Raw genomic sequence first — 18,549 nt, 5'->3', positions numbered from 1 at the left:
ATACAGCGGCTCAAATACTCAAGCGCAGGGCCAAGGCGCCAAGGGTGGCAAGCAAAATTGGCACCGTCAGAACGATGCCGGTCTTGAAATAGTAACCCCAGCCAATCGTCATGTTCTTGCGCGCCAGGACGTGCAACCACAACAGCGTGGCAAGGCTGCCGATCGGGGTTATTTTAGGGCCGAGGTCACAGCCAATGATATTGGCGTAGATCATCGCCTGCTGAGTCACCCCGCTGACATCTGCGGCATGGATGGATAGCGCCCCCACCAGCACGGTCGGCAGGTTATTCATCAGCGACGACAACAATGCGGTCAGCAGCCCCGTGCCCAGGGTCGCGCCCCACACGCCATATTCAGCAAACACATTGAGCAATTGCGCGATATGGTCAGTCAGCCCGGCGTTCTTCAGCCCGTAAACGACCAAATACATGCCCAGGGAAAACACCACGATTTGCCACGGCGCCTCCTTGAGCACCTTACGGGTTGAGATTACATGCCCGCGTGCGGCAATCAGGTAAAGCACAAAGGCCGCCACGGCGGCGATCGCATTGATAGGCACGCCTAGCGGCTCAAGCAAAAAAAAGCCAATCAGCAGCAGCGCCAGCACCCACCATCCGGCAATAAAGGTCGCCCGGTCACGGATCGCCTCGACGGGAGGCTTGATATCCGCAAGGTTGTAGCCCGCCGGTAAATCCTTGCGGAAAAACCACATCAACATGCCCAGCGTGGCCGCGATGCTGACCATGTTGACCGGCACCATCACCGAGGCATACTCGCTGAAACTGATACCGAAATAGTCAGCGGTAACGATGTTCACCAAATTCGATATCACCAACGGCAGGCTGGCGGTATCGGCAATAAAGCCTGCCCCCATGACGAATGCCAGGGTCGCAGCAGCGGAAAAACGCAGCGCCAGGAGCATGGCAATAACGATTGGCGTAAGAATCAGCGCCGCGCCATCATTGGCAAATAGCGCAGAAACCACAGCGCCCAACAGAATGATAAAGGCATAGAGCCGACGACTGCTGCCGCCTCCCCACTTGGCCACATGCAGCGCCGCCCACTCGAAAAGCCCTGCTTCATCGAGCAATAGACTGATGATGATTATCGCGATAAACGCCCCGGTGGCGTTCCACACAATCTGCCAAACCGTCGGGATATCACCAAGGCCAATCACCCCGAAGAGCAGTGCCAGTACAGCACCAAAGCTCGCACTCCAGCCGACGCCAAGCCCTTTTGGCTGCCAAATGACCAAGGTGATGGTAATGATGAATATCGACAGCGCGATCAGCATGCAGGTTACTCAATAGGATAAAAATTGATCAGTCGCACATCGACTTTAGGGCGGGCCAGTTGAATAAAGCCCCCCATTCGAAATACAAAGTGCCGTGAACGGCAACAGCCCTCAGGCCCAAGCCTGGACAGCACGACGATGGGAAGTTTTTCTTATGGGAGGGGCGAATATATAGAAAACCCAAGGTGGGTAAAACAGGTATTTGCCAGTGCTTGGCTCAGTGCGCTGCCCCATCAAAGCCCTTGACGGGACATGTCGATCTTTAAGCTGTTCGCCCACGGTGGACACTAATGCCCTAAACCACAAGCGCATGCAGTATGCCTGTCTGCATGCGCGGGAATCGATGCTTATGGGCGGTTAGGCGCTGGCGTCGCAGCACTGTCATACGCTGTTTGCTGATCTGCAGCTGCAGACCAAGCACCGAGTTGCTCGATACTTTCGCGGTATGGCTTGAGCCCTTTGCTCAGCAAGATAATCGAAGTGCTAACCGCCAGTATGGTCACGATCAACAGCGAGTAACGCAGCGCGTTATCGTCGGCAAACACGTAGTCAGTCACCAACGCAACGGCTGTCGGGCCTATCCCCAGACCGAGCAAGGTGATGACAAACAGATAAATCGCCGAGGCCTGCCCGCGCATGGAGTTAGGCATGATCTCCTGAATCGCAGCCGGCGCCACACCAAATGGCATGCTCAGGCAAAACACCGTTGGCGCCATCAGGACCGAAGCCCAAAAGGCGCTTTCCATCAAGGGAAAGCCCAACACAAAGGGCACGGAACCGATTGCCGCATACAAGCCCACCCGCATGTTGGCGTCTGTGCGACCACGCTTGGCCATCCAATCTGCCAAGCGCCCGCCGAAGACGATGCCCAAGCACCCAAACACCGCCACAATACTGCCGTAGACGATCCCGACGTGGCTGGCATCCCAACCGTAAGTGCGAATGTAGAAGGTAGGTACCCAAGCCGCGCTGCCATAACCGGCAAAGGCTAGGCCTGCGAAACCAAAGTTGTGGCACAGCACCGTACGCCGATTCTTGCGGATGTAGCTGGCAACTTGTGACAGCGGCACCACGACACCGGCCCCGGCACCACGGCGTGCAGGCTCTTTAACTGCCAGCATCAATAGGGTAAAGAGCACGCCGGCAGCGCCAAGGACGAGGAAGATCAGCTGCCAGGGCCGGACCTCACCCAGCACTGGCAACATCACATCACCCTGCGCCGAGGCGAACTTGATCACCAGTCCGCCCAGCAAGAATGCCAAGCCCGAGCCCAGGTAAACCCCCATCGAATAAACGCTGATCGCGGTTGCGCGGCGCTCCAACGGGAAACTGTCGGCAATCAATGAATAGGCGGCGGGCGACAACGCAGCCTCACCAACGCCCACGCCAATCCGGCACAGCAAAAATTGCCAATACAGGCGCACCATCCCACATGCAGCGGTGGCGGCACTCCAAAACAGGACGCCAAAGGCAATCAGCCCGCGACGACTCTTGCTATCCGCCAAGCGACCAAGCGGAATACCGCACACTGTATAGAACAAGGCGAAGGACAAGCCCATCAGCAGGCTCATTTCAGTATCGGAAATCGCCAGGTCACGGCGAATGGGGCCAACCAGCAAATTGAGAATCTGCCGGTCAATAAATGACAGCACATAGGCAACCATCAAAATGCTGACGGTGGTCCAAGCGCGAATATTTGAAGGATAGCCATTGTTGTTATTGGGCATGGGCAGTTTCCTCGACAGCGCAAATGCGGTGCGCGACGGTTTAAAGTACTGCCAGCTTAGGCGGATATGCCGCCTGGTGAGTATCGCTCGTAGGCGTTATTAACAGGATGAATATCATCCTTTGGAGTGACAGGCGCCAACCTGCGCCCGCCCTCCAGCGGAGCTGCAACTCAAAGGTCGATAGGCGCGCGTTCACATAAAACGGCAAGGGTCTCGGTCCAGCTTGGATGATCGTTCAGGCAAGGCACCAGTTGCAGGGTTTCACCGCCTGCCTCTTGAAACTGCTCCAATCCGCGATCACCAATCTCTTCAAGCGTTTCGATACAGTCGGCAACAAAGGCCGGGCACATCACCAGCAGGTTTTTAACCCCCTGCTTCGCCAACTCCTCAAGCCGAACCTCAGTATAGGGTTCGATCCACTTTGCCCGGCCAAGGCGAGACTGAAACGACACCGACCACTGCCCAGGCTGCAAGCCCATTTTTTCGGCAAATGCCTGGGCGCTGCGCATGCATTGCGCGCGATAACAGGTGGCCAGGACTTCAGGCGATGCGCTCTGGCAACAGTCCGCGCCTTTCAAGCAATGACCAGCGCTTGGATCACGCTTGTGCAAGTGACGCTCTGGCAAACCGTGGAAACTCAGGAGTAAATGGTCAAAGCCCTTGGCCAGATAGGGTTTCGCACTGTCGACCAGCGCCGATATGTATTCTGGCTGGTCGTAGAATGGCTGCAGAATCGATAATTGCACCTCGGACTTACTCTCGCCAAGAACCCGACGCGCTTCTTCAATCACCGTAGTTGTGGTGCTATCCGCAAACTGCGGATACAGCGGAGCCAAGGTGATTTTTTTCACGCCTTGGGCAAGCAATTTTTGCAGCTGCGACTCGATTGAGGGCTCACCATAGCGCATTGCCAGCTCCACCGGGCCGTGCGTCCACTTGGCGTGCATTGCCTGTTGCAAGCGTTTGCTGAGCACAACCAGGGGCGATCCCTCTTCCCACCAGATAGAGGCATAGGCATGGGCAGACTGCTCGGGTCGCTTGATCAGGATCAACGACACCAACAGCCGCCGAATCGGCCACGGCAGGTCAATCACATAGGGGTCCATCAAGAACTGATTGAGGTAGCTGCGGACATCGGCAACTTTTGTCGAGGCTGGCGAACCCAGGTTAACCAGCAGTAACGCGTGATCGGTCATGCAAATTCCTAGTGCGGCCCGCTTTGATCGGGCTCAGTCTGTCGGATTCAATAAATCCGTTAATGCGACATCCAAATGAGTGAAGCGGAACTCAAAACCGAGGTCGGTCAAACGCTTGGGTTGCGCACGCTGGCCACCCAACAGCAGGATCGACATTTCACCAAGGCCTGCACGCAATAAAAAACCGGGGACAGGCAATACAGTGAAGCGGTTGAGCGCATGCCCCAACTCATAGGTAAATTCACCATTGCGCACCGGATGCGGCGAGCAGGCATTATAAGGACCACTGGCCTGTTGATGCTGCAAGAGAAAATCAATCAAGGCGATTTGATCGCTCAAATGCACCCATGGCATCCATTGCTTGCCACTGCCGATACGACCGCCCAGGCCGAGCCTGAACGGTAACAACAGGCGCTTCAACATGCCGCCGTCTGCAGCAAGCACCAAACCTGTGCGCACCAGCACCACACGAATACCCAGCGCCTGGGCCTGCAGCGCTGCGCTCTCCCAATCGGCACACAAGCGGGAGGCAAAATCATCGCTCATCTGTGGCGACTCTTCAGTCAGCACTTGATCACCACCGTCGCCATACCAACCAACAGCCGAGCCGGATATAAGCACGCCTGGTTTTTGCTCACGCTGTGCGAGCCAGGTGATGAGCTGTTCGGTCAGGGCGATTCGACTTTCACGCAGAAGGGCCTTGCGCGCGGTGCTCCAGGGCTTATCGGCAATGGGCGCGCCCGCCAGATTAATCACAGCATCGATAGATTGATCCTTGAGCTCTTCGAGCCTTGCAACGCCTCGAACCGAGTCACCACACAGCGCTTTGACCTGATCAGGACGGCGACTCCAAACGCTCAACTGGTGCCCCTTAGCGGCCCAGTAATGACACAAGCCCTGACCGATCAGACCGGTACCGCCAGTCAGCAAAATATGCATGGCATCTTCCTCGCATGTATCTAGCCCAAGGCAATTTTTCACAGCTTAAACAGTCTACCTTTGACATAGGGCGCGGCGTTTCATCAACAATGGCTAAGCTTACCGAGTAGCTTGAAAACCGCGTCATTAAGCTTTGTGTTGAGCCTTAAACTATAGATGAGTCCTGTCTTGGGCCGCACAATCTTATACATAAAAATAAAATTGTATAGCTTTACACCAAAGCGTAGCCTAAGGTTCTAGAACATGAGGCAGACCATGAACTCAAGCATTCCCATCGCTATTATCGGCACAGGAATTGCCGGATTATCCGCCGCTCAAGCCCTGCAAAGCGCCGGCTACAACGTTCAACTTTTCGATAAGAGCCGTGGCAGCGGTGGTCGCATGGCCAGCAAGCGCAGCGACGCTGGCGCCCTCGACCTTGGCGCACAATATTTCACCGCTCGTGACCGGCGTTTTGTCGAAGTTGTGCAGCAATGGCAAGCACGGGGCTGGGCCAGTCAGTGGCAACCAAGCCTGTACAACTATCGAGACGGCGAGCTCAGTGCCTCACCCGACGAACAGGTACGCTGGGTGGGTTCGCCCCGCATGAGCGCAATAACCCGCGCCATGCTGGGTGCGCTGCCGGTAAAATTCAGTTGCCGTATCACCGAGGTTTATCGCGGTGAACACCATTGGAGCTTGCAGGATGCCGAAGGCCAGAGCCACGGCCCATTCAGCCATGTGGTGATCGCCATGCCCGCGCCGCAAGCCACTACTCTGCTTGCCGCTGCGCCCAAACTTGCCGCTGCGGCAGCAAGTGTTTCAATGGATCCAACCTGGGCCGTCGCCCTGTCATTCGCAAGCCCACTCGACACCCGTGTGGAAGGCTGCTTCGTGCAGGACAGTGCCCTTGACTGGCTAGCACGCAGCACCAGCAAACCCGGTCGCGACAACAGCAACGACACCTGGATACTGCATGCAACCAGTCAGTGGAGCCGCCAGCATATCGACCTGGCCAAGGAACAGGTCATCGAGCATTTGCACGGGGCTTTCGCCGAATTGATCGGCTGCGCCGTCCCGGCACCGACCTTCACCCTGGGCCATCGCTGGTTATACGCACGTCCATCCGCTGCACATCAACTGGGCGCTTTGGCCGATGCGGACCTGGGTCTGTATGCCTGTGGTGACTGGTGTTTGTCAGGCCGGGTTGAAGGTGCCTGGTTGAGTGGCCAGGAAGCCGCTCGCAAACTGCTCGAGCATATGCAATGAATGCATGCCAGGCCCCACGGCGAATTAACCCGCAAAAGCTGCTGCTGTCGAAATGGACCGCTGTCACCCCGCGCAATCGTGAAAAGCACTTCATCGTTACCGACCTAGTGCGCGATGAACAAGGCCAGGTGTTGTGCATCGAACTCCAGGCTGTATTGACCAAACGCAGTGAACTGCTTGCCTGGCAGAGCTTGCAGCACAAGGAGCAATGGTTGATGGGCTGGAAATAACCCAGCTCAACCTTTACCCTCTTAAAAACTTGTACAAAAATTTGACTTGTACAAGAACAACTCTATGATGAAGAAAAGTTGTACACGTTTTTATTTTGTACAACTAATCATCATAGGGTCATCATGGCTATGTCAGACGCAAGGGTCAGCAAACCGAAAATCGCTATAAGCGCCTGCCTGATGGGCGAGCCTGTGCGCTTCAACGGCGGTCACAAAGAATCGCGACTGTGCAGCCGCAGCCTGAATGATTATTTTGAGTTTGTCTCGATCTGTCCTGAAGTAGCCATTGGCCTGGGCACACCACGCGAACCCATACGCCTGGTCGGTGACCCCGAAGCGCCAAGAGCGGTAGGCACCGTCAACAAAGACCTCGACGTGACCGAGCGACTGGCAGTTTATGGCCAGCAAGTTGCTGGCGAACTGACAGATATATGCGGCTATATCTTCATGCAGCAGTCGCCATCTTGCGGCTTATACCGGGTCAAGGTTTACCAGGATAACGGCAACCCCAGCGAGCCCCAGGGCACGGGCATCTATGCCGCTGAGTTTACCGCCCGCCATCCCGACCTGCCGGTGGAAGAAGCAGGCCGCCTGAACGACCCGGTTCTGCGCGAGAACTTCCTCTGCCGCGTGTTTGCCTATGCCGACTGGCAGCAACTGATGCAAACCGGCCTGACCCGTAAAAGCCTGATCGGCTACCACTCACGCTACAAATACCTGCTAATGGCAAGCAACCCATTGCAATACAAAATGCTGGGCCGCCTGCTGGGTAACCTCGGCACCCATGATCTGCAAGAACTTGCGCCCAAGTATTTCAGCCAACTGATGGCCGCGCTGAAAAACTGCGCAACCCGTGGCACCCACAGCAATGTATTGCAGCACATCAGCGGCTATCTCAAGCAATCACTGAGCGCACAAGAGAAACAAGAAATGCAGCACCTCATCAGCCAGTACCGCCAAGGCGTGGTGCCGTTGGTGGTGCCTCTGACGCTGCTTAAACATCACTTCCGAATGCATCCCGACCCTTATATCGATCAACAGGTTTACTTGCAGCCGCACCCGGAAAACCTCAGCTTGCGAAATGCCTTATGACCCACATAGACCAAGCCCCCATCGACGGGGATTACCAAGCCGCACTCGCGAATGGTTTGCGACCTATCCGTGATGTCGCGCGTATTACCGGCGTTAACCCGGTGACGCTGCGCGCCTGGGAACGGCGCTATGGCCTGATCGTGCCGCAGCGCACGGCCAAAGGTCACCGCCTGTACAACGAGCAACAGATTAGCCAGATCCAAACGATCCTGATGTGGATCAACCGTGGTGTTTCGGTCAGCCAGGTAAAGGGGCTGCTGGACACAGGCGCCCCAGCACTAGCCGTGGCTGGCGCGCAATGGGCTGATTCGCAATGGGCATACAAGTGCCAGCAACTACTTGAGGCCATCAGCGCCTTGGCTGAGCGGCGCATCGACGACATATTCAACAGCGAGCTGGCAGTTTACCCGCCGCAGGTGCTGTGCAAGCAACTGCTGCTACCGCTGCTGGTCGAGCTCGAACAACGCTGGCATGGGCAATTTGGCGCCTGTCTTGAGCAAGTGTTCTTTCACTCATGGCTGCGCAGCAAGCTCGGTGCCCGGCTTTACCACAACAACCGCCAGAACATGGGCGACCCGCTGTTGATGGTCAACTGCTCCGACTTGCCCATGGCCCCAGGACTGTGGCTCAGCGCCTGGCTGGCAAGCAGCGCCGAATCGCGGGTTGAAGTGTTTGACTGGCCCGTGCCCCTGACTGAGCTGGGCATGGCCATCGAACACATTCAGCCTTGTGCGGTACTGCTGTATTCAACCCACCCCTTGACCCTCAGCCAGTTCCCGACACTGCTCCAGGGACATGACATCCCCCTGCTCATCACCGGGCCAACGGTAAACATTCATCAAGCCCAATTACTGGAGTTACTCAGCCAGCACAGCAACCTGGCCATTGCCCTTGATCCGATCAGCGCCATGCAAGTGCTGACCGATAGACGCCTGCTAGAGGAGGCCTGATGCAGCAGTTGATGTGGTTCCGTACCGACCTCAGGGTGCATGACAATACCGCGCTGGCCGCAGCAATGGCACAGGGGCCGACTGTCGCCGTATTTTTGTTGAGCCCCGCACAATGGCAAGCTCACGACGATGCCCCCTGCAAGATCGATTTCTGGCTGCGCAACCTCAGCCACCTGAGTACCGAACTGGGCAAGCTGAACGTGCCCTTGCTGGTCCGAACTGCCGAGCACTGGGATCAGGCAGCAGGCGTAATTAGCGAGCTGTGCCAACAATTCGACATTGGCCAGGTACATCTCAACCAGGAATACGGCGTCAACGAAAGCCTGCGCGACGACCAGGTAGGCCAAGCGCTGGACGCCCTGGACATTGGGCTGCGCCGCCACCTTGACCAGTTATTTTTCCAGCCGGGCAGCGTACTGACCAAGACCGGCACCTACTTTCAGGTTTACAGCCAGTTCCGCAAGGTTTGCTATCAGCGTCTGCACGACAACATTCCAGGGTTGATAGCCAAGCCCGCCGCACAAGCGGCATTGGCAATCGAAGCCGACCCGGTACCGCTGCAAGTCGAACCATTCGCAACGCCCAGCAAGCAACTGCAACAACTCTGGCCTGCCGGCGAGGATGAAGCCATGCGCCGCCTGGCCCGCTTCGTCGACGAACCCATAGCGGACTATCAAGCAGAGCGTGATATCCCGTCCAGCCCTGGCACTAGCCAGTTGTCTGCATACCTGGCCGCTGGCGTTATTTCGCCGCGCCAATGCCTGCATGCGGCGCTGGCATTTAACCGCGGTGAATTCGACAGCGGCAATGCCCGCGCCACCACCTGGATCAACGAGTTGCTGTGGCGCGAGTTCTACAAACATATCCTGGTTGGTTATCCACGGGTTTCGAAACACCGGGCATTCCGGGTTGAAACCGACTTGCTCAAATGGCGCAAGGCCCCTGCAGAACTGGATGCATGGCAGCAGGGCCGCACAGGTATTCCGATCATCGATGCGGCGATCCGCCAACTACTGAGCACGGGCTGGATGCATAACCGACTGCGCATGGTGGTGGCCATGTTCCTGACTAAAAACCTGCTGATTGACTGGCGCGAAGGCGAGCGTTTCTTTATGCGCCACCTGATCGATGGCGACCTCGCTGCGAACAACGGCGGCTGGCAATGGAGCGCCTCGACCGGAACGGATGCGGCGCCCTATTTCCGCATATTCAACCCTGTCAGCCAGTCACAGCGCTTCGATCCGGATGGACGCTTTATCCGCCAATGGCTGCCTGAACTGGATGGCTTGGGAAAAAAGGAAATCCATGATCCCTCGGCGCTCGGCGGCTTGTTTGGCATGGCGGACTATCCAAGCCCGATCGTTGATTTAAAAAGCAGCCGTGAGCGGGCGATCAACGCCTTCAGGGACCTGAGTGAAGAACCGAGGCATGTTTTCCATGAATGATTTCCTGAAGGACTTCGCCCGCGAATTCGCCGCGCTGAACAAGCACAACCTTGAGCGCCTGGTCGATTTGTACAGCGAAGATGCCGTGTTTCAAGACCCGCTGCACACGCTCCATGGCCTGGCAAACATACGCGGCTATTTTGCCGAGTTATACGCGAACGTCAGCGATTTAAGCTTCGACTTCAAGGGGTATGACCAGGTCGGAAGTGGCGAAGGCTATCTGCGCTGGACCATGAGCTATCGCCACCCGCGCCTCGCGGGTGGCAACCTGATCCAGGTTGAAGGCTGTTCTCACCTGTTGTGGCATACCAGGGTTTATCAACATCGCGACTACTTTGACGCAGGCAGTTTGCTTTATGAACACCTGCCAGTCCTGGGCACAGTCATCTCATGGCTGAAAGGCAGGTTAAGCCAATGAACGAACGTCGCTATTGGGTCACCGGCGCCAGCAGTGGCATTGGTGCAGAACTCGCCGAGTTGCTGCTCGGCATGGGCCATCGCGTGGCGCTGAGCGCTCGCTCCGTGGAGCCGCTGCAGGCCATGGCGGAGCGCTACCCACATCAGGTGCTGGTACTTGCGGGAGATCTCTGTGATCGCTACCAAGTGCAGGACATCACCAATCGCATCAACTCGACCTGGGGCTGGCTGGATACGGCGATTCTCAATGCAGGCACCTGCGAATACCTCGATGCGTCCAAATTCGATGCCGCGCTGATTGAACGGGTGTGCAAGACCAATCTCTTCGCCACCAGCTACTGCATCGAAGCCGCCCTGCCCTTGCTGCGCAAAAGCCAGAATCCACATCTGGTCGCGGTTGCCAGTTCGGTCACCTATTTGCCACTGCCACGCGCTGAAGCCTATGGCGCGTCGAAGGCTGCGGTGCGCTACCTGTTTGAGTCGCTGCGCCTTGACCTGGCACATGAGGGAATCGATGTGACCCTGGTCAGCCCCGGTTTTGTAGAGACACCGCTGACGCAGAAAAACGATTTCCCGATGCCCATGCGCGTCACCGCGACAACTGCCGCGCAGCACATCGTAAAGCGCCTCGACAAGCGCCCTTATGAGATTGCCTTTCCGTGGCTGTTTATCCGTTGCCTGCGGTTACTCGGCGCGCTACCCAAAGCGATGCAAGTTGCCATTGGCAAACGCATGGCTCGTACCTAACCAGCAATTGGGATCAGACATGAAAATTGCCATTATCGGCAGTGGTATTTCAGGACTAACCAGTGCCTATTTGCTTAATCGCAAGCATCAAATCACTGTGTTTGAAGCCAGCGACTGGATCGGCGGTCACACCCATACGGTTGAAGTTGAAACTGCTGGGAAACGCTTTGCAATCGATACCGGCTTCATTGTCTTCAATAACTGGACCTACCCCCATTTCATTCGTTTGCTCGGCCAGCTTGGAGTGGCTTACAAACCTACACAGATGAGTTTTTCGGTCAGCGATCCGGTCAGCGGTACCGAGTACAACGGCAACAGCCTCAACAGTTTATTTGCCCAGCGCAGCAACCTGATTTCGCCCAGGTTCTGGAACATGGTCCGCGATATTCTGCGCTTCAATCGCGAGGTCATCGACGACCTCAATAACTACCGAATCCACCCCAGCATGACCTTGGGCCAATACCTCAAGGCGGGCGGCTACTGCAGCCGCTTCACCGAACACTACATAGTCCCCATGGGCGCGGCGATATGGTCAATGTCGCTGCAAGACATGCTCGATTTCCCCCTGCAGTTCTTCGTGCGTTTTTTCAAGAATCACGGCCTGCTATCAGTCAACAATCGGCCGCAGTGGTGTGTAATCGAGGGCGGCTCCAGCCGTTATATAGACCCCCTGAGCGCCTCATTCAAACAACACATCCGGCTTAACTGCCCAGTGCAGAGGGTCGAACGCGACGCCGAAGGCGTGAACATCTACAGCACCAACGGCCTTGAGCGTTTCGATAAAGTCGTCTTCGCCTGCCACAGTGACCAGGCCCTGGCACTGCTGGCGCAGCCCAGCGCGCAGGAACGGCAAATCCTCGGCGCCTTGCGTTACGCAGACAATGACGTGGTACTGCACACCGACACTCGCCTCTTGCCCCAGCGACCGCTGGCCTGGGCCAGTTGGAACTACCGCCTGGGCGGCCCCGTCGAACAACCGGCGGCGGTGACCTACAACATGAATATCCTGCAGGGCATACAAAGCGATACCACCTTCTGCGTCAGCCTTAACCAGAGCGCCCAGATTGAACCGAGCAAGATCCTCGGCCGCTACAGCTACTCGCACCCCCAATACAGCCTCGACAGTGTTGGTGCACAAAGTCGCCATGAAGAGTTGCTGGGCCCCAACCACAGCTATTTCTGCGGTGCCTACTGGGCCAACGGCTTCCATGAAGACGGCGTCGTGAGTGCATTGCGCGTCGCCCGCCACTTCGATGAGGCCCTGTGATGAACAGCGCACTCTACAGCGGCACGGTGCAGCATCGACGCTTTGCCCCAAAGCCACACGACTTCAGGTATCGCATGGGTTTTATATACCTTGACCTGGATGAACAGGATCAGGTCCTGGGTTTGTCCTGGCTGGCCGGGCGTGGTCGATTTGCGCCATTTGCATTTCGCGAAACAGACTTTCTGCCACAGTTCACCCGCGTGGGCATTCGTTTGATTGATGCGGTACGGCTACGCGGGCAACAAGCCACCGGGCAAATGCCCGAAGGGTCCATTTGCCTGCTTGCACAGCCGCGCAGTTGGGGACTGGCCTTCAACCCGGCAAGTTTTTTCTATTGCCACGACCGCAACGGCAAGCTGCTAGCCATTCTCTGCGAGGTCAGCAACACGCCGTGGCGCGAGCGTTATCACTATGTCGTGCCCGCCAGCGACGATGCCAGGCAAGAGGTCTGCGTCAACAAGGCATTCCATGTCTCACCCTTCTTGCCGCGCGATATCCAATACCGAATGAGGTTCAGCCCGGTCAGCCAACGACTGGGAATCCACATGGCCGACTGGCAAGGCCCCGACAAGCTGTTCGATGCCAGCCTGAGCGTGACCCGCCGCGAGCTCACGCGCAAAAACCTGTATCGCTACCTGGCCAGCTTCCCCTGGATGACCGGCAAGACAGTCATTGCGATCTACTGGCAAGCGCTGCGCTTGCTGATCAAACGAACACCATTGTTCAACCACCTGCCGGCAACTGATTCATTCAGCGTTGCCCGCCAGCATGCGAAGGAATCCACCCATGAAAAGCTCTAGCTTCAGTTCTTCCAGGAGCGCGTTAATGATGGGTAGCGGCCTGGGCGCGGGTTTGCTGCGGCGCGGTGTGCTACGCCAGCTGAAAGGTCTGCGTCATGGCTCCCTGACGGTAATCGAGGGCGGTCAGCGCTTTGAGTTTGGCGACCCGCACGCCAGCATCCATGCCGAAATCAAGGTCAACGACAGTGCCGTCTGGGCCATGGTTGCCAAGAACGGATCCATCGGAGCCGGTGAGGCTTATATCCACGGCCACTGGAGCTCGCCGGACCTCACCGCCGTGGTGCGCGTATTTGTCACTAACCTCGACACCCTGGATGCCATGGAAACCGGTCTTGCTCGCTTGGGGCGTCCGCTCGTATTGGGCCTGCATTGGCTCAACAGCAATACCCGCAAAGGCTCGCGAAAAAATATCGCGGCCCATTACGACATTGGCAACGAGCTGTTCGAGGAGTTTCTCGACCCCAGCATGATGTATTCAGCGGCGCAATTCCTTAGTGCCGAAGACAGCCTGCATCAAGCCCAGTTGAATAAACTGGAGCGCATTTGCCAGAAGCTCGACCTGCAAGCCCAGGATCATCTGCTCGAAATTGGCACAGGCTGGGGCAGCATGGCGATTTATGCCGCACTTAATTACGGCTGCAAAGTCACCACCACCACGCTCTCCAAGGAGCAGTTCGATTACACCCAGCGACGTATTAAAGAACAGGGCCTGGAAGATCGCGTAACCTTATTGCTCAAAGACTATCGCGACCTGGAAGGCAGCTACGACAAACTGGTATCGATCGAGATGATCGAAGCTGTTGGCCATCGCTTTCTCAGCAGCTACTTTCAGACATGCGCCAATCTGCTCAAGCCAGATGGATTGATGCTACTGCAAGCCATTACTATTCGTGACCAACGCTACGAGCAGGCCCGCAATAGCGTCGACTTCATCCAACGTTACATTTTCCCGGGCGGTGCGCTGCCCTCAATCACCAAGATGCTCGATATCATTACCGACAAGACCGACATGAACCTGCATCACATGGAGGACTTCGGCCAGCACTATGCGCGCACGCTGCGCTTATGGCACGAGAACCTGCATCAGGCCCGCCATAACCTGGAAAAGCTCGGTTACGACGAATACTTCTACCGCATGTGGGAGTTCTACCTGTGCTATTGCGAGGGCGGCTTTATTGAGCGCACCATCGGTACCGCACAACTGCTGCTGGCAAAACCTGGCGCACGACCCGCCCCCTTACTTGGACGCTTTAATGCCTAAACTGATCGTCAATGCCCTGCTCTTCCAACTTGGCTGGTTCACCTGTGTGTTCGCCGGTGACAGCCTGTGGTTGCTGATAGTGGCGGGCATATTGGCGGTTCACTTTTTCTGGACCAGCAGTTGGGCCGCTGAAGGCAAGCTGTTAATCAGCGTTTTCTGCGCAGGCAGCGCACTGGACAGCTTTTTGCTGAACCTTGGTGTGTTTGAGTTTTCCGAGCCTCGCACGCTGATACCTCTGTGGCTGGCACTGCTCTGGATACTGCTGGCCAGCACGCTTAACCACTGCCTGGCGTGGACAGCCAAGCCCTGGTGGCGCGCCAGCCTGCTGGGCGCAGTTGCAGGGCCTTTGTCCTACTATGCCGGGGCGCAGATCGCAGATGTGCGCTTGCCTCTCGGTACCGCGCCCACCCTGTTGCTGCTGGCGCTGGTCTGGGCCCTGGTGATGCCCGTGCTGCATGGCTTTGCCAAGCTCTATCGCGCGCAATACGAGCAAGCCTTGCGCACACGTCGATCGGCTTGAGCCACCAAAGCCTGCTGGCTGGCGTACACTGCTGGCCATGACCGACTCAGCGCACATCCCTGTAACCAAACTGCAACCACCTAGCGCAGACAGCGAAGCCGTGGCCTGCTCGAACTGCGCCGCATGCTGCTGCCAGCTGGAAGTCATGCTGATCACCGAAACTGGCGTTCCTGAACGCTACATCAGCACTGACGATTGGGGTGGAGAAGTGATGCTACGCCTGGATGATGGCTGGTGTGCAGCACTGGATCGCGACAGCATGCGTTGCAGCATTTATGAACAACGCCCGCTGATTTGCCGGGAGTTTGAAATGGCATCGCCAGAGTGCATCGAAGAGCGGCGTGGCATGGCCACCATCTACCGCTAGAACAGCGCTGGCAGTTGCCAGCGCTGTTACTGCCAGGCCATTTAGAAACTCAGGCGATAATGCAGCGCGTAGGACTCAACCCCGTCGTTAGGATTCTTGATCCCGGCGTTGGAGTAGTGAATAGCCCTGATACCGACTTCCTGCCCCGAGAAGCGCAGGCCCGCACCAATGCGGTCTTCAAACTGAAACGAGGTACTCAAATCGTTATTTTCGATTTCAGTACTGGAGAAGAATGCGATACCAATACCGGCTTCAACATAGGGACGCACGTTCTCTCCCGCGAACTCGTACACAAACACTGGAGCCAATGAGACGCTGTGATTACTTGAAGTCTCGTCACCGTCCCAGTATGTGTATGCACCGTCCCAATAACCGGTCAGGCGCCCTACATCGCTTTGCAGCCAGCTTCTGTCGAAATCGAACTGGGCGCCAAAACGATAGGTCGTGGTTGAGTCACTGGTTTGCCCGATAGAAAAACTAAGGTCCGCAGCCTGAGCAGAACTGCAAACACTCCCCCACGCAGCAATTGCTGCAGCAACTAGAGTGATAGATTTTTTCATACCTTTTCCTATTCTTTCGTGAGTCCTATTCACAAGGCCTGTCTATTTTTATTCAAACGCCATGACTCTGGCGCTCCCCACCCCAAGCATGGGCAACACTGCCTGCATCTTTTGCGGATCCGCGCTGCTCCAGAAAAGCTGTTTAACATCAGATTGCCCTGCAAGTAAATTACGTTCGGCCAATAAACGTTGTAATTGCTTGGCTACTGCCGCGCCCGTATCAATTAAACCAACATTGTCGGGGACAAGTTGACGCAATAGCGGTTTGATAAACGGATAGTGGGTACAGCCCAGGATTAGCGTGTCACAGCCCTGCGCCAACAAAGGCTCGACATAGCGCTCAAGTAAGGCCCGAGTAGCCGGCCCTTCCAGATCACCGGCCTCTATCTGCTCAACCAGGCCCGGGCAAGGCTGGGTGACAACGCGCACGCCGGAGGCAAATTGATCGAGCAAGGCGGCAAACTTCGCACTCTTGAGTGTGCCACTGGTGGCCAGCACTCCGACCACGCCTGAACGGGTTATGGCAGCAGCGGGCTTGACCGCAGGCTCCATGCCGATAATGGGAAGATCCGGATACAGCTGGCGCAGATCGGCCGCCCCCGCGACCGTCGCGGTATTGCAGGCCAACACCAGTGCCTTGGCGCCTTGCTCCAGCAGGAAACCAGCAATTGCCCGGCAACGCTGGCGAATGAACTCCGGGCTTTTCTCGCCATATGGCACATGGGCACTGTCGGCGACATAGAGCAATGACTCATGGGGCAGCAACTGGCGAATCTCTGCCAACACCGATAAACCACCGACACCGGAATCAAAGACGCCAACGGGCGCGTTGCTATTCATTGCCCAATGGCTCATCCGGGACCTGTTGACAGGCAACAGCGCAGACCCTGCAAGCGGGATCACGCTTGACGCGCAGCTCACGAAAGCGCGAGCCCAGTGCATCTATCAACAACAGGCGTCCAATCATGGGCTCACCGAACCCGGCCAGCAGCTTCAGTGCCTCAAGCGCTTGCAGGCTACCGACCAAACCGACCAAAGGACCAACCACGCCCGCCTCACTACAGGTTAATTCAGCCTCGCTGCCATGGCCGTAAAGGCAGTGGTAGCAAGGGCTGGTATCACTGCGTGGGTCAAAGACCGACAACTGCCCCTCGAGGCGAATAGCGGCGCCACTTACCAGCGGAATCCGAGCGGCAACACAGGCCGCGTTGACGGCCTCACGCGTGGTGAAGTTATCCGAGCAATCAAGCACCAGATCGACAGCAGCAACGGCACTGGCCAATGAATCCTGGTCCAGGGCGCTACGCAGTAGTTGCAACTTGATAAGCGGATTGACTGCCTTGAGCCGCGCGGCCGCCGAATCGACCTTGGGCTGGCCCACCGTCAAGCTGTCATGGACAACCTGGCGCTGCAGGTTGCTCAGGTCAACGCTGTCGAAGTCCGCCAGGTGCAGCTCGCCAACCCCGGCTGCCGCGAGATAAAGTGCAACCGGCGACCCCAGCCCACCAACGCCGACTATCAGTACACGGCTATTTTTCAGGCGTAACTGACCGGCTACATCAATTTGCTGGACCAGAATCTGTCGGCTGTAGCGCATCAACTCTTCGTCGCTTAGCTCTGCAAAAAAACCAGCCTGTTCACTCATGGGCAAAACATCCAATGCTAATGCGTTGATGACCACCAAGGTCGCGGCGACTTTCAACCTGGCCAAATCCCCGCGCGCTCAACAGCTCGCACACCGCCGCGGCTTGATCATAACCATGTTTAAACAATAGCCAGCCTTTGGCACTGAGAAAGTGAGGGGCCTGTTCGATAATCAAGCGAATATCGTCAAGGCCGTCTGGGCCTGCAACCAGCGCACTGCTCGGCTCAAAACGCACATCGCCCTGGCTCAGGTGCTGATCATCTGCTGCGATATAGGGCGGGTTACTGACAATCATCTGGTAGCGCTGGTCATCAAGCGCAGCAAACCAGTTGCTCTGCATGAAGCGGGCGTTGGCCAGCTGTAACCGGCGGCGATTGCGCTCGGCCAACTCGACGGCTTGCGGCACTCGATCAAGCCCACAAAGCTGCCACGCAGGTCGCTCACAGGCCAGCGCCAGGGCAATAGCCCCGGTGCCCGTGCCCAGATCGAGCACCGCAGCAGGCGTCGCCGGTATCAACTGCAATGCGGTTTCAACCAGCAATTCCGTGTCGGGGCGCGGAATAAGCGTATGCGGTGCAACGTCCAGATCAAGAGTCCAAAAGCCTTGCTGGCCGATGATATAGGCCACAGGTTCACCGGCCTGGCGGCGCTTGATCGCCGCGGCGAACTGCTCGAACTGGGTATCAGTCAGTGCCTTGTCGGCCCAGGTGTGCAAGTAGCTGCGCGACTTGCCCAGTACGTGCGCCAGCAATAACTCGACATCCAACCGGGCACTGGGTGAGTCCGGCAGCTGTGTGCTGCTCAGTAGCGCTTGGATAGTCGGCATGGGTTCAAGATCGGCTCA

The 18,549-nt window shown here is 56.9% G+C and carries 20 protein-coding genes; 12 read left to right on the top strand and 8 right to left on the bottom strand.

Annotated features, from left to right (window positions below; translation table 11 throughout):
- Positions 1 to 10: 10 nt before the first annotated feature.
- The 4 genes from PSES9_RS0103860 to PSES9_RS0103845 form a co-directional block, all read right to left on the bottom strand.
- On the bottom strand, positions 11 to 1,294 hold the full coding sequence (locus PSES9_RS0103860; RefSeq protein WP_010484334.1) for an arsenic transporter: 1,284 nt from the start codon (positions 1,292 to 1,294) through the stop codon (positions 11 to 13).
- A 347-nt stretch (positions 1,295 to 1,641) separates the two neighbouring features.
- Positions 1,642 to 3,021 (bottom strand): spinster family MFS transporter, encoded by a 1,380-nt coding sequence (locus PSES9_RS0103855; RefSeq protein WP_010484332.1) that lies wholly within the window; start codon positions 3,019 to 3,021, stop codon positions 1,642 to 1,644.
- 170 nt (positions 3,022 to 3,191) lie between these two features.
- Positions 3,192 to 4,217: a ferrochelatase gene (gene hemH / locus PSES9_RS0103850; protein ID WP_010484330.1), complete on the bottom strand. Its 1,026-nt coding sequence runs from the start codon at positions 4,215 to 4,217 to the stop codon at positions 3,192 to 3,194.
- Positions 4,218 to 4,250: 33 nt separating this feature from the next.
- Positions 4,251 to 5,156 carry a TIGR01777 family oxidoreductase gene (locus PSES9_RS0103845; protein ID WP_010484328.1) on the bottom strand — a complete coding sequence of 302 codons (906 nt, stop codon included), beginning with the start codon at positions 5,154 to 5,156 and terminating at the stop codon, positions 4,251 to 4,253.
- A 255-nt stretch (positions 5,157 to 5,411) separates the two neighbouring features.
- Here PSES9_RS0103845 and PSES9_RS0103840 point away from each other — a divergent pair, with 255 nt between their 5' ends.
- The 12 genes from PSES9_RS0103840 (at position 5,412) to PSES9_RS0103785 (ending at position 15,500) form a co-directional block, all read left to right on the top strand.
- On the top strand, positions 5,412 to 6,404 hold the full coding sequence (locus PSES9_RS0103840; protein ID WP_010484326.1) for an NAD(P)/FAD-dependent oxidoreductase: 993 nt from the start codon (positions 5,412 to 5,414) through the stop codon (positions 6,402 to 6,404).
- On the top strand, positions 6,401 to 6,634 hold the full coding sequence (locus PSES9_RS0103835; RefSeq protein WP_010484324.1) for a TIGR02450 family Trp-rich protein: 234 nt from the start codon (positions 6,401 to 6,403) through the stop codon (positions 6,632 to 6,634). The genes PSES9_RS0103840 and PSES9_RS0103835 overlap by 4 nt, the downstream gene beginning before the upstream one ends.
- 129 nt (positions 6,635 to 6,763) lie before the next feature.
- Complete coding sequence (locus tag PSES9_RS0103830) at positions 6,764 to 7,726, top strand: YbgA family protein (RefSeq protein ID WP_029529356.1); 963 nt, start codon at positions 6,764 to 6,766, stop codon at positions 7,724 to 7,726.
- A complete protein-coding gene (locus tag PSES9_RS0103825) occupies positions 7,723 to 8,676 on the top strand; it encodes a MerR family transcriptional regulator (protein WP_010484320.1) in 954 nt (317 codons plus the stop codon). The genes PSES9_RS0103830 and PSES9_RS0103825 overlap by 4 nt, the downstream gene beginning before the upstream one ends.
- Positions 8,676 to 10,121, top strand: coding sequence for a deoxyribodipyrimidine photo-lyase (gene phrB / locus PSES9_RS0103820; protein ID WP_010484318.1), 1,446 nt, complete (start codon positions 8,676 to 8,678; stop codon positions 10,119 to 10,121). The genes PSES9_RS0103825 and phrB overlap by 1 nt, the downstream gene beginning before the upstream one ends.
- Positions 10,114 to 10,539 carry a nuclear transport factor 2 family protein gene (locus PSES9_RS0103815; protein WP_010484317.1) on the top strand — a complete coding sequence of 142 codons (426 nt, stop codon included), beginning with the start codon at positions 10,114 to 10,116 and terminating at the stop codon, positions 10,537 to 10,539. The genes phrB and PSES9_RS0103815 overlap by 8 nt, the downstream gene beginning before the upstream one ends.
- Positions 10,536 to 11,285 (top strand): SDR family NAD(P)-dependent oxidoreductase, encoded by a 750-nt coding sequence (locus tag PSES9_RS0103810; RefSeq protein WP_010484315.1) that lies wholly within the window; start codon positions 10,536 to 10,538, stop codon positions 11,283 to 11,285. The genes PSES9_RS0103815 and PSES9_RS0103810 overlap by 4 nt, the downstream gene beginning before the upstream one ends.
- A gap of 19 nt (positions 11,286 to 11,304) precedes the next feature.
- On the top strand, positions 11,305 to 12,552 hold the full coding sequence (locus tag PSES9_RS0103805; protein WP_010484313.1) for an NAD(P)/FAD-dependent oxidoreductase: 1,248 nt from the start codon (positions 11,305 to 11,307) through the stop codon (positions 12,550 to 12,552).
- Entirely contained in the window at positions 12,552 to 13,352 is an 801-nt protein-coding gene (locus tag PSES9_RS0103800; RefSeq protein ID WP_010484311.1) for a DUF1365 domain-containing protein, read from the top strand. Before PSES9_RS0103805 ends, PSES9_RS0103800 begins: the two co-directional genes overlap by 1 nt.
- Positions 13,339 to 14,613 (top strand): SAM-dependent methyltransferase, encoded by a 1,275-nt coding sequence (locus PSES9_RS0103795; RefSeq protein ID WP_029529355.1) that lies wholly within the window; start codon positions 13,339 to 13,341, stop codon positions 14,611 to 14,613. Before PSES9_RS0103800 ends, PSES9_RS0103795 begins: the two co-directional genes overlap by 14 nt.
- Entirely contained in the window at positions 14,606 to 15,133 is a 528-nt protein-coding gene (locus PSES9_RS0103790; RefSeq protein ID WP_010484308.1) for a DUF2878 domain-containing protein, read from the top strand. Before PSES9_RS0103795 ends, PSES9_RS0103790 begins: the two co-directional genes overlap by 8 nt.
- 37 nt (positions 15,134 to 15,170) lie before the next feature.
- A complete protein-coding gene (locus PSES9_RS0103785; RefSeq protein ID WP_010484307.1) occupies positions 15,171 to 15,500 on the top strand; it encodes a YkgJ family cysteine cluster protein in 330 nt (109 codons plus the stop codon).
- A 41-nt stretch (positions 15,501 to 15,541) separates the two neighbouring features.
- Here PSES9_RS0103785 and PSES9_RS0103780 read toward each other — a convergent pair whose 3' ends face one another.
- Genes PSES9_RS0103780 through prmC form a run of 4 tightly spaced genes read right to left on the bottom strand, consistent with a single transcriptional unit; the run spans position 15,542 to position 18,531 of the window.
- The gene (locus PSES9_RS0103780; RefSeq protein ID WP_010484305.1) at positions 15,542 to 16,060 is read right to left on the bottom strand and encodes an acyloxyacyl hydrolase; all 519 of its coding nucleotides are present in this window, start codon (positions 16,058 to 16,060) and stop codon (positions 15,542 to 15,544) included.
- Positions 16,061 to 16,108: 48 nt separating this feature from the next.
- Complete coding sequence (gene murI, locus PSES9_RS0103775; RefSeq protein ID WP_010484303.1) at positions 16,109 to 16,900, bottom strand: glutamate racemase; 792 nt, start codon at positions 16,898 to 16,900, stop codon at positions 16,109 to 16,111.
- Positions 16,893 to 17,705, bottom strand: coding sequence for a molybdopterin-synthase adenylyltransferase MoeB (locus PSES9_RS22955; RefSeq protein WP_010484301.1), 813 nt, complete (start codon positions 17,703 to 17,705; stop codon positions 16,893 to 16,895). The genes murI and PSES9_RS22955 overlap by 8 nt, the downstream gene beginning before the upstream one ends.
- Complete coding sequence (prmC, locus tag PSES9_RS0103765) at positions 17,698 to 18,531, bottom strand: peptide chain release factor N(5)-glutamine methyltransferase (RefSeq protein WP_010484299.1); 834 nt, start codon at positions 18,529 to 18,531, stop codon at positions 17,698 to 17,700. Before prmC ends, PSES9_RS22955 begins: the two co-directional genes overlap by 8 nt.
- Positions 18,532 to 18,549: the final 18 nt, after the last annotated feature.

It is taken from the genome of Pseudomonas sp. S9 (assembly GCF_000222125.1).
Classification (GTDB): domain Bacteria; phylum Pseudomonadota; class Gammaproteobacteria; order Pseudomonadales; family Pseudomonadaceae; genus Aquipseudomonas; species Aquipseudomonas segetis.
The sequence above is the reverse complement of the archived record's forward strand: the minus strand, read 5'-3'. Positions and strand labels throughout refer to the sequence as shown.